This window comes from Streptomyces sp. NPDC018964, from assembly GCF_044390325.1.
GTDB lineage: Bacteria > Actinomycetota > Actinomycetes > Streptomycetales > Streptomycetaceae > Streptomyces.
The window spans coordinates 14,897-26,464 of the sequence record NZ_JBIRYZ010000012.1 but is presented as its reverse complement, the minus strand read 5'-3'; the positions used below and the strand labels follow the sequence as shown (position 1 = coordinate 26,464).

8 protein-coding genes are annotated in these 11,568 nt (G+C 72.2%); 1 reads left to right on the top strand and 7 read right to left on the bottom strand.

From position 1 onward, the window contains the following. Window positions 1-225: 225 nt before the first annotated feature. From ACH5AO_RS21415 to ACH5AO_RS21390, 6 genes are all read right to left on the bottom strand, one after another. A complete protein-coding gene (locus ACH5AO_RS21415) occupies window positions 226-777 on the bottom strand; it encodes a hypothetical protein (RefSeq protein WP_398926913.1) in 552 nt (183 codons plus the stop codon). Continuing rightward, window positions 762-1,898, bottom strand: coding sequence for a ParA family protein (locus tag ACH5AO_RS21410; RefSeq protein WP_398926911.1), 1,137 nt, complete (start codon window positions 1,896-1,898; stop codon window positions 762-764). Before ACH5AO_RS21410 ends, ACH5AO_RS21415 begins: the two co-directional genes overlap by 16 nt. Before the next feature lie 411 nt (window positions 1,899-2,309). Beyond that, entirely contained in the window at window positions 2,310-3,425 is a 1,116-nt protein-coding gene (gene ald, locus ACH5AO_RS21405; RefSeq protein WP_398927288.1) for an alanine dehydrogenase, read from the bottom strand. Window positions 3,426-3,570: 145 nt separating this feature from the next. After that, entirely contained in the window at window positions 3,571-5,628 is a 2,058-nt protein-coding gene (locus ACH5AO_RS21400; protein ID WP_398926909.1) for a tetratricopeptide repeat protein, read from the bottom strand. A 163-nt stretch (window positions 5,629-5,791) separates the two neighbouring features. Continuing rightward, complete coding sequence (locus tag ACH5AO_RS21395; RefSeq protein WP_398926907.1) at window positions 5,792-6,418, bottom strand: NUDIX domain-containing protein; 627 nt, start codon at window positions 6,416-6,418, stop codon at window positions 5,792-5,794. A gap of 110 nt (window positions 6,419-6,528) precedes the next feature. After that, window positions 6,529-8,178, bottom strand: a complete 1,650-nt coding sequence (locus tag ACH5AO_RS21390; RefSeq protein ID WP_398926905.1) for a CTP synthase — start codon at window positions 8,176-8,178, stop codon at window positions 6,529-6,531. 461 nt (window positions 8,179-8,639) lie between these two features. Between ACH5AO_RS21390 and ACH5AO_RS21385 the strand changes: the two genes are divergently transcribed. Continuing rightward, entirely contained in the window at window positions 8,640-10,442 is a 1,803-nt protein-coding gene (locus ACH5AO_RS21385) for a glycoside hydrolase family 15 protein (protein WP_398927286.1), read from the top strand. Between the two features lie 167 nt (window positions 10,443-10,609). Here ACH5AO_RS21385 and ACH5AO_RS21380 read toward each other — a convergent pair whose 3' ends face one another. After that, window positions 10,610-11,566 carry an LLM class F420-dependent oxidoreductase gene (locus tag ACH5AO_RS21380; protein WP_398926903.1) on the bottom strand — a complete coding sequence of 319 codons (957 nt, stop codon included), beginning with the start codon at window positions 11,564-11,566 and terminating at the stop codon, window positions 10,610-10,612. Between the last annotated feature and the right edge of the window lie 2 nt (window positions 11,567-11,568).

Sequence of the window (11,568 nt, the reverse complement as noted above, 5' to 3'; positions counted from 1 at the left end):
GGCCGGGGGCGGGACCTCGGTGAAGGCCCCGGCGTCGGCCTCCGCCGCGAGCGCCCGCCGCACGGGGTCCGGCTCGGCGGCCGGGTCGTCCGGCGGCGCCGTCGGTCCGGCCGGCGCGGGCGTCGGCGGGGCCGCTCCCGGACCCCGGCCCAGGGCTCGCCGGCGGTTCGGCCGGTCGCGGGGGGCGGGTGCGTCGTACGAGGTCATGACCTCCGCAGGCTACCGCTACCGTCCCCGCAGACGTCGTACGAGGATGCTGGCGTCCCCACGGCTCTCCAGGTCGGCGAGGACCACGGCGACCGCCTCGCGGACGATCCGGCCCCGGTCCACCGCCAGCCCGTGCTCGCCGCGCAGCACCAGGCGCGCGTGCTCGAGGTCCATCAGCTCCTCGGCGGACACGTACACGGTGATCTTCTCGTCGTGCCGCTCACGGCCGCTGGGCCGCCGCGACGCCGCTCGCCCCCGCTTGCGCTGGGCCGCGCCGTCCTGCGCCGCCTGGCGCCGCCCGGGGCCCGCCGCGTCACGGTTGCGGGACTCCCCGGCCCCGTCCGGTTCGGCGTCCGCCGCGACGTGCTCCGCGCCCTCGCCGTCGCCGCCCCGCGCGGGCACCGACTGCGGCGCGTCCTCCCCTGCGGCCGCCGCGTCGCCCTCCCCCGCGGGTGCGGGGACCCGGGCCTCGCCGTTGGCCTGGCGTCTGGGGGTCGACGCCTGGAGCGCCATCCCCCCTGTCGTACGGAAGAGTTCGTCGGCCCCCGGCAGACTCACTCGGCGTGACACCGGGCGAGCACCTCCCTGGCGAGCTGGCGGTAGGCGGCGGCGCCGACGGAGTTGGACGCGTACGTGGTGATCGGCTCACCGGCGACCGTGGTCTCCGGGAAGCGGACCGTGCGCCCGATGACCGTGTGGTAGACGTGGTCGTCGAACGCCTCGACCACCCGCGCGAGCACCTCACGGCTGTGCACCGTGCGCGAGTCGTACATGGTGGCGAGGATTCCGTCGAGCTCCAGCTCGGGGTTGAGCCGCTCCTGGACCTTCTCGATGGTCTCGGTCAGCAGCGCCACACCGCGCAGCGCGAAGAACTCGCACTCCAGCGGCACGATCACCTTGTGCGCGGCGGTCAGCGCGTTGACCGTGAGCAGGCCGAGCGAGGGCTGGCAGTCGATGACGATGTAGTCGTAGTCGTCCATCAGCGGCTTCAGCGCCCGCTGCAGCGTGGACTCGCGCGCGACCTCGCTCACCAGCTGCACCTCGGCCGCCGACAGGTCGATGTTGCTGGGCAGCAGGTCCATGTTGGGGACCGCGGTCTTCAGCAGCACCTCGTCGGCCGCCATGCCCCGCTCCATGAGCAGGTTGTAGACGGTGAGGTCGAGCTCCATGGGGTTGACGCCGAGACCGACCGACAGCGCGCCCTGCGGGTCGAAGTCGACGAGCAGCACCCGGCGTCCGTACTCCGCGAGCGCGGCACCCAGGTTGATGGTCGACGTGGTCTTGCCGACGCCGCCCTTCTGGTTGCACATCGCGATGATCTTCGCGGGTCCGTGGTCGGTCAGCGGACCCGGGATCGGGAAGTACGGCAGCGGGCGCCCGGTCGGGCCGACGCGCTCACGGCGCTGGCGCGCCGCGTCGGGCGCGAGCGTGGCCGCGTACTCGGGGTCGGGCTCGTACTCGGCGTCGGGGTCGTAGAAGTGCCCCTCGGGCAGTTCGTCGTAGTCGGCGAAATGGTTGTGGGGCGCGCCACTTCCGTCGCCGGCCATGGCGTTCACGTGATGGCCATCCATGCTCTGGTGTGCTGGTTGAGTCACCACCGAAGTCCGGTGACTCCGGTGGGCTGCGAAGGTGCGCACAGCAACGGAGCCGACAGCAGCGGATCCCGCGGGCCCCTGGTCCGGCGCAGGCATTCCTGGTTGACCACCCCCGGGAGTAAATGTCGACTCATTCACAAGTCGTCTTACCTCCTTGGTGACCAGGAAACTTCTAGACAGGTCAGCGTGGCACCATGCCGACGATTGGCGACTCTATGGCGTGTCGACCGTTCGCAGCAACACAATCCGCCGGACCCGACCCGATGTGTCGGCAATGAAACATCCCTCTGTCAAGGGCGTACGGCCGTCGCACGGCAGGTTTCACGGGTGTGCGAATCGGTAGAAGGGTTACGTTCGAGGCGAGTTGCCCCGGAATCAGGAAGTGACCATACACACATCGGGCCGGACCTTGCGGGCAAGGTCCGGCCCGATGCGTGACGTTGACGACATATGTTGACGTATCGCCTTCGACCGTGGGCGACTTGGTCGACTTACCGTCCTGGCGGATCAGCCGAGCAGCGAGGCGAGCTCCACGTGCTCCAGGCCGTGCGCCTGGGCGACCTCCTTGTACACGACCTTGCCGTCGTGCGTGTTGAGGCCCTTGGCGAGCGCGGGGTCGCGGCGCAGCGCCTCCACCCAGCCGCGGTCGGCGAGTTCGACGATGTACGGCAGGGTGGCGTTGGTGAGCGCGTAGGTCGAGGTGTTGGGCACCGCGCCGGGCATGTTGGCGACGCAGTAGAACACCGACTCGTGGACCTTGAAGGCCGGTTCGGCGTGCGTGGTCGGGCGGGAGTCCTCGAAGCAGCCGCCCTGGTCGATCGCGATGTCGACAAGGACACTTCCGGCCTTCATCCGGGAGACCAGCTCGTTGGTGACCAGCTTCGGGGCCTTGGCGCCGGGGATGAGGACCGCGCCGATCACGAGGTCGGCCTCCAGGCAGGCCTTCTCCAGCTCGAAGGCGTTGGAGACGACGGTCTGGATCCTGGTGCCGAAGATCCTGTCCGCCTCGCGGAGCTTGTTGACGTCCTTGTCGAGCAGGGTCACGTGGAAGCCCATGCCGATGGCGATCTGCGCGGCGTTCCAGCCGGAGACGCCGCCGCCGATGACGACGGCCTTGCCGGCCAGCACGCCGGGGACGCCGCCGGGCAGCACACCGCGGCCGCCGTTGGCGCGCATCAGGTGGTAGGCGCCGACCTGCGGGGCCAGCCGGCCCGCGACCTCGGACATCGGGGCGAGCAGCGGCAGGGCTCGGCTGGGCAGCTCGACGGTCTCGTAGGCGATCGCGGTGGTGCCGGACTCCAGGAGGGCGTCCGTGCACTCCCTGGACGCGGCCAGGTGCAGGTAGGTGAAGAGGGTCTGGTCCTTGCGCAGGCGGTGGTACTCCTCCGCGACGGGCTCCTTGACCTTCAGCAGCAGGTCGGCGGCGGCCCAGACCTCGTCGGCGGTGTCCAGGATCTGCCCGCCGGCGGCGATGTACTCGCCGTCCGGGATCGAGGAGCCGACACCGGCGCCGCGCTCGATGACGACCTGGTGGCCGTGGCGCACCAGCTCGTGCACGCCGGCGGGGGTGATGGCCACCCGGAACTCGTTGTTCTTGACCTCGCGGGGGATGCCGACCTTCACGTCGATCACGGTCCTTGGCTCAGAAGGTATGGGGGTATCACTGCACATACCCGGGCGCACGCGGGCACACCGGGAGAGACCGCAGGAGATGGTGCGGCAGAGCCAGTTTAATGAAGGTGTTCCCGCTGTCTAGCCTTTCATTGCCTCAATCTTCGACGGATGTGCTGCGGATTTCGCAGGTGTTAGCTCCATGTTCCGGCTCGGCGTCGTCCTCCAGGGCCTCTTCTGCCAGCATGCGCTCGGCCGTGCCCCGGTGCAGAGCGGCCGACGCGGGGTCGCCGAGGCGCTCGAAGGAGTCGGCGAGCCGCAGGTGCAGCGCGGCCTGCAGACGGGTGTCCTCGGCCCGGTCCGCCCAGTCCACGGCCTCCTGGCAGGTGCGCAGGGACTCGTCGAGCCGCCCCGCGTACTCCTGCACCCGGGCCAGTTCGCTCAGCGCCCGCGCCTGCGCGGCCACGTCCCCGTGCCTGCGGTGTCCGGCGGCGGCCGCGCGCCAGTTGCGCAGTGCCTCGCCGTAGCGGCCGGCGTAGGTGTGGGCGGCGCCGATGCGGCCGTAGAGCCGGGCGGCGTCCTCGTCCTCGCCGCGGGCCAGCCGTTCGGCCAGGGCGCGGCCGAACCAGTCGGCGGCCCGGTCGTAGTCCCCGAGTTCCAGGTGGGCGCCGCCCACGGATTCCATCGCGCGGCCGGTCGCGTACGGGTCGTTCGCCCGGCGTCCGGCGTCCAGCGCGGCCCGGTAGCGCCGCAGGGCGTCGGCGGTGCGGCCGGTGCGGGCGTCGAGGTCGCCGAGGTTCAGCAGGGCCGCCGCCCGCTCGCGGGGCAGGTCCCGGCGTTCGGCGACGTCGAGGACCAGGCCGTGGATGTCGTACAGGTCGCTCGCGGCGGCCCGGGTGCCGAAGTGAGCCACCATGGCCCGCGCCAGCTGGGACATCAGGCGCCGGGCGAGGGTGTCCAGTTCCCCGTCGGCGACCGCGAGCCGCGCGGCGGCCAGCAGGGCGGGACGGCGCACGCGCAGCCAGTCGGCGGCGGCCCGCGGGCTGGGGAAGCGCAGGGCGCGCGGCATGCCGAGGAGCTTCTCGCGCGCCCGGAGGCTGTCGGTCTCGGTGATGGCCCGGCACGACTGGAGCAGCCGTACGGTCCGCTCCAGCATCCGGGCGCGGGCCAGTCGCAGCTCGGCGGGCCGCTCGTGGTCCTCCGCGAGGGCGCTCAGCAGGGGGTGCAGACAGCCGGGCACCTCGTACTGCGGCAGCGCCGAGCCCACCGGGTGGAGCAGCCCGTGGGCGACGAAGTCGTCCAGGGTGGTGCGGGCGGACTCCACCGAGCAGCCCGCGAGGGCGGCGGCGGTGTGCGGGTCGAGCAGACCGGCCGGGGCGAGGCTGAGCAGCCGCAGGGTGCGGGCGGCCGGTGCGGGCAGCGAGGCGTGCACGAGCCTCAGGACCCGGCTGACGACGGTGTCCTGGCCGGAATCCGCGTGCAGTTGTCCGGCCAGGTCGGCGACGGCGGCCTGGGGCCGGGCGGCGAGCCAGCCCCCGGCCAGCACCAGGGCGGCCGGCTGGCCCTGGCACTGCTCGGCGAGCCGCTCGGCGGCCCGGGGGTCGACCGTGATGCGCACCGATCCGGTGAACCGGGACAGCACCTCCACCGCGGACTTGGTGTCGAGGCCGCCGAGGGTGCAGGGGCGGACGTCCGCGATGCCGGTCAGCGGCCCCGAGGAGACGGCGACGGCCAGGCAGTCCGGGTTCTCCGGCAGCAGCGCGTCGACCTGCTCGGCGTCGGCCGCGTCGTCCAGCAGGAGCAGCACCCGGCGGTCGGCCAGCGCGGTGCGCAGCGCCTCGCCGAGTTCGTCCCCGTCGGCCCCGGCGGGGGCGGGCTCCTCCAGCGCGTCGAGCAGTTCCCGCGCGGCGCGCTCGACGGGCACGCGGGTGCCGTCGGGTTCGCTCAGCCGGGCGCGCAGCACGCCGTCGGGGTAGCGGTCCGCGACCTGGCGCACGAGTTCCCCGGCGAGGGCGCTGCGGCCGGAGCCGGGCCGGCCGGCGATGAGCAGCACGCGCGCGCGGGGCGCCTTGCGGCCGGAGAGGGTGTCCAGTCCCGCGCGCTCGATGTCGGCGCGCAACTCCTTCAGTTCCCTCGTACGGCCCAGGAACGGACCCTCGTCGGCGACGTCCCGAAGGAGCCGCACACCGTCTGGGTCCACCGCCTGCTCCGTCACGGGCCTCACTCCCGTCCCACCGCGCGCGCAAGCCCGCCGGGACTCCGGACCGGGCGTTTTCCAGAGCCTAGTTCACGCTCTGCGACGTTCCCGGTGGAGCACGGCGGGCACATCCCCCGATCGGATCAGCCGATGGTCATACCATCGCGGACGCGGGACGGGATCAGGCCTCGAACGGACGTGCCGGCCACGGCGCCTGAGCCGGGCGCAGCGCGTCCAGGCCGTCGCCGGCCCGCGCGGCGACCAGCGAGAGGACGCCCACCACCAGGCAGTTGTTGTGCAGCTCGCCGGCCAGCACACCGCGCACCAGTTCCTCGACCGGGACCCGGGCCAGCTCCATGTCGGCCTCCTCGTGCTCGACCTCGAAGCGCTCGCCCTCGGCCTCGGACAGACCCCGGGCCAGGAAGATCCGTACGGCCTCGTCACAGCCGCCGGGCGTGGTGTAGACGTCGGTCAGCACCCGCCAGTCCTCCGCCTTGACGTGCGCCTCCTCGTACAGCTCGCGCTGGGCGGCGTGCAGCGGGTTCTCACCGGGGACGTCGAGCAGACCGGCCGGGATCTCCCACAGCTTGTGGCGCACGGGGTGGCGGTACTGGCGCAGCACCAGCACCCGGTCGGCGTCGTCGAGGGCGAGGACGGCCACGGACCCGGGGTGGACCTGGTAGTCGCGGTGGGCCACGGTTCCGTCGGGCATGACCACGGCGTCGGTGCGGACGGAGGTCTTGTTGCCCGTGAAGGGGGTCTCGGTCGCCCGGATCTCCCACACTTCCGGGGTGTCCTTGATCGTCATGCCTGTCCTTCCGAACGTACGGCGGTCGTGCGCGTGCCCCGCGCGAGAAAAAGCAGCCGGGGTGCGGACCCGTTGAGGGTTCGCACCCCGGCAACCGTACAACCGGTGTGTTACTTCGAGATCTTCCGCTCGACCGCGGCCTTCACCAGGCCCGCGAAGAGCGGGTGCGGACGGGTCGGACGCGAGCGCAGCTCCGGGTGCGCCTGGGTCGCGACCAGGTACGGGTGGACCTCGCGCGGGTACTCGACGTACTCGACGAGCTTGCCGTCCGGGGAGGTGCCGGAGAAGACGATGCCCGCCTTCTTCTCCAGCTCCGCGCGGTAGGCGTTGTTCACCTCGTAGCGGTGCCGGTGGCGCTCCTCCACGTATTCCTTGCCGTCGTACACCTCGCGCACGATGGAGCCCTCGGCCAGCTTCGCCGGGTACATGCCGAGCCGCATGGTGCCGCCCATGTCGCCCTCACCGGCGACGATGTCCAGCTGCTCGGCCATGGTGGAGATCACCGGGTGGGCGGTGCCCGGGTCGAACTCGGTGGAGTTGGCGTCCGAGACCTCCGCGAGGCTGCGCGCGGCCTCGATCACGATGCACTGCAGGCCCAGGCACAGGCCCAGCAGCGGGATCCGGTTCTCCCGGGCGTACTTGATCGCACCGACCTTGCCGAGCACACCGCGGTCGCCGAAGCCGCCCGGGACGCAGATGCCGTCGACGTCACCGAGCTGCGCCTGGGCGCCGGCCGGGGTCTTGCAGTCGTCGGAGGTGACCCACTTGATCTTCACGCGGGCCTTGTTGGCGAAGCCGCCCGCGCGCAGCGCCTCGGTGACCGAGAGGTAGGCGTCGGGCAGGTCGATGTACTTGCCGACCAGGGCGAGGGTGACCTCGTGGTCGGGGTTGTGGACGCGGTCGAGCAGGTCGTCCCAGGTCGTCCAGTCCACGTCCCGGAACGGCAGGTCCAGCTTGCGCACGACGTAGGCGTCCAGGCCCTCGGCGTGCACGACCTTCGGGATGTCGTAGATCGAGCGGGCGTCGGGGCAGGCGACCACGGCGGCCTCGTCGACGTCGCACATCAGCGAGATCTTCCGCTTGATCGCGGTGGGCACCTCGCGGTCGCAGCGCAGCACGATCGCGTCCGGCTGGATGCCGATGTTGCGCAGGGCGGCGACCGAGTGCTGGGTCGGCTTCGTCTTCAGCTCGCCCGAGGGACCGATGTACGGCAGGAGCGAGATGTGCACCACGAACACGTTGTCCCGGCCGACCTCGTGCCGGACCTGGCGGACGGTCTCCAGGAACGGCAGCGACTCGATGTCGCCGACCGTGCCGCCGACCTCCGTGATCACCACGTCGACCTCGTCGGTCGCCATGCGGCGGATACGATGCTTGATCTCGTTGGTGATGTGCGGGATGACCTGCACGGTGTCGCCCAGGTACTCGCCGCGCCGCTCCTTGGCGATCACCGTCGAGTAGATCTGGCCGGTGGTGACGTTGGCGGAACCGTCCAGGTCGCGGTCGAGGAACCGCTCGTAGTGGCCGATGTCCAGGTCGGTTTCCGCTCCGTCGTTGGTGACGAACACCTCACCGTGCTGGAAGGGGTTCATCGTCCCCGGGTCGACGTTGAGGTAGGGGTCCAGCTTTTGCATCACCACGCGCAGGCCCCGGGCCTTGAGCAGCATGCCCAGACTGGAGGCGGTGAGCCCCTTGCCGAGCGAGGAGGCGACACCCCCGGTGACGAAGATGTGCTTGGTCGTCGAAGATTTGGGCGGCATGGCCAAGAGGGGGCTCCCGTGGTCGCGGTCTGTGGTTGCGGTTCCGGGGCTTTCTCGCCCACCGGTCCACGGGCTACCAGCGTATCAGCGCGGCACGGTGATGGCGTCCGGCCACGCTCCGCGCACGCGCCGCCACGGACGAGTACCACACACGGGGCCCGTACCCCTTGCTCACTCGTTCGGCGGGGACGGGTTGCCCAGAGCGACACACAGATCATCTACGTGCGTCGTATCCTGCTCGGACACTCGCTGCCGAGCCCGGCCGGCCGAACGGCACCACCCCCGCCCGTGACCTCCGGAACAACGTGAGCTCGTCAGTTCGTTCAGCAAAGATTGGCGCTTTGCGTTGACCGCCGGGCGACTGCTTTGCTTCACAGCTCAACGACGTATTCCAAAACCCCTTGACCGCATCAGCGACAACCCCCTTGAGGGGTGACGTGGCCGTTCGACTGGAGTTGCACGTGGCCGGGCGCATCGAAGACTACGCACTCATCGGAGACATGCAGACCGCCGCGCTGGTCTGCCGTGACGGCACGGTGGACTGGCTGTGCCTGCCGCGCTTCGACTCGCACGCCATCTTCGCCGGCCTGCTGGGCACCGAGGAGCACGGCTTCTGGCGGCTGGGTCCCGCGCACGCCGACGACGCCGAGCCACCCGCGGCGACCCGGCGCGGCTACCGCGGCGACTCGCTGATCCTGGAGTCGGAATGGGACACCCCGCGCGGCACGGTCCGGGTGACGGACTTCATGCCCCCGCGCGACGGCGCCCCGCAGCTGATCCGGATCGTGGAGGGCGTCTCGGGCCGGGTGCCCATGCGCTCGGCGCTGCGGATGCGGTTCTCCTACGGCAGGATCGTCCCGTGGGTGCACCGGCACGAGGGGCGCACGGTCGCCGTCGCGGGCCCGGACTCCGTGTGGTTCGACACCTCCGCGCCGACCTACGGCGAGTCCCTGACCACGTACGCGGACTTCACCGTCGCAGCGGGCGAGCGGATCGCGTTCACCGTCTCCTGGGAGCCCTCGCACAAGCAGCCGCCGCCGCTGCCGGAGCCCGAGCAGTCGCTGGAGGCGACCGAGGAGTTCTGGCGCGAGTGGGTGGAGCACTGTACGTACCACGGCCCCTACCGCGAGGCCGTGATCCGCTCCCTGATCACGCTCAAGGCGCTGACGTACGCCCCGACCGGCGGCATCGTGGCCGCGCCCACCACCTCCCTGCCGGAGGACATCGGCGGCGTCCGCAACTGGGACTACCGCTACACCTGGCTGCGCGACGCGGCGATCACCCTGTCGTCGCTGCTGCGCACCGGCTACCGCGAGGAGGCCCGCGCCTGGCGCGAGTGGCTGCTGCGCGCGGTGGCGGGCGACCCGGAGAACCTGCAGATCATGTACGGCATCGCCGGTGAGCGCGAGCTCGGCGAGGCGGAGCTGGACTGGCTGCCCGGCTATGAGAACTCCGCCCCGGTCCGGGTGGGCAACGGCGCCGCGCACCAGCTCCAGCTGGACGTGTACGGCGAGGTCACCGAGGCCCTGCACCTGGCCCACATGACGGGTCTGGCCCGCAACGACTACGCCTCGCTGCTCCAGCTGAAGCTGATCCGCTACCTGGAGAAGCACTGGCAGGAGCCGGACGAGGGCATCTGGGAGGTGCGCGGCCCGCGCCGCCACTTCGTGCACTCCAAGGTGATGGCCTGGGTCGCCGTCGACCGCACCATCAAGCTGATCGAGTCCGGCGACGCCGACGGTCCGCTGGAGCAGTGGAAGCAGCTGCGCGACGACATCCACCGGGACGTGTGCGAGAAGGGCTACGACAAGGAACGCAACACCTTCACCCAGTCCTACGGCTCCACGGAGCTGGACGCCTCCCTGCTGCTGATCCCGCAGGTGGGCTTCCTGCCGCCGGACGACAAGCGGGTGATCGGCACCGTCGAGGCGATCCAGCGCGAGCTGTCCACCTCCGACGGGTTCATCCTGCGCTACCCGACGGAGGGCAAGGACGAGGGCGTCGACGGCCTGCCGGGCGACGAGGGCGCGTTCCTCGCCTGCTCGTTCTGGATGGCCGACGACCTGGCGATGATCGGCCGGGTGGACGAGGCACGGAAGCTCTTCGAGAAGCTGCTCTCCCTGCGCAACGACCTCGGCCTGCTGGCGGAGGAATGGGACCCGCGCCTGAAACGCCAGGTCGGCAACTTCCCGCAGGCCTTCAGCCACGTGCCGCTCATCGACACGGCCCTGCGGCTGACGGCCTCGGGGGCGTACGGGGGCTGAGGCCCGCGCGTCCCGGGAACACCCGGCGGCGGTGCCTCCCGCCCGCCGGACCGGCCGGCAGCCGTCACCGCCCTGCCCGGCACCGCGCACACGCGACGGCGCCCTGCGGTCGGCCCGAGCGGGGCGCCGGGGGTGCGTGTCGGGGCCCGGTCCGGGCGGCACCCCCGCTAGCCCGGCGCGAGCGCCCTCAGGGTGCGTTCCCCGCCGGGGTCGCCCGCCGTGGCCGGGACCAGGGCGAGTTCGTCCAGTCCGGCCGCCGCGTAGGCGTCCATGCGGGACCGTACGGTGCCAGCGTCACCGATCAGGCCGACCGTGGCCGCCGCCTCGGCCGGCAGGGCCCGCAGCAGGGTGTCGGTGTCGGCACCCGTACGGGCCAGTTCGACCGCCTCGCCGAAGCCCGCCGCCGCGAACATGTCGCGGTAGCCGGGCACGGTGAGGTAGCCGACGACGCCGCGCAGGATCTGGGTGAGCGAGGCCGGGTCGGGGTCGACGGCGGCGGGCACCCAGGCGGCCAGTGCCGGCGGGGTGCGGCCGGCCCGCCCGGCCGCGTCGAGCAGCTTGGCGCGCAGGACGCGGACCTGTTCCGGGGAGACCACGTCGAGGAGCATCCGGTCGGCGTGCGCGGCGGCCGCGGCGATCGCCCGGTCGCCGAACGCGGCCACCGTGAGGAGGCCGCCGGGCGGCCGCTGCCGGCGCCGGAACCCGCTGCCGGGCACGACCGGTTCCCCCGGCTCCCCGTGCAGCAGCACCCGCAGCGCGGCGGCCGTCTCCTCCAGCACGGCGGCGGGCCGCACCCGCGGCCGGCCGTGCACCCCCTCGACGACCCGCTTGCTGGACGTGCCCAGCGCCACGCCGACCGGGCGTCCGGTGACGGCGGCCACCGAGGCGGCGCCCCGGGCGATGCCGTACGCGTCGCGCACCGACACCGCCACCGGCCCGGCGGTCAGGGCGACCCGGCCGGTGGCCCGCCCGGCCGCCGTGGCCAGCACGAACGCGTCCCAGGTCGGCCCCTCGCCGAGCCACACCTCGCCGTATCCGAGCCGGTCGGCGAGCGCCGCCACCCGCAGCGGTTCCTCGACGGGGCTGTCGTCCTCCCGCGCCGCCGCGACCACACTGATCTCCATGA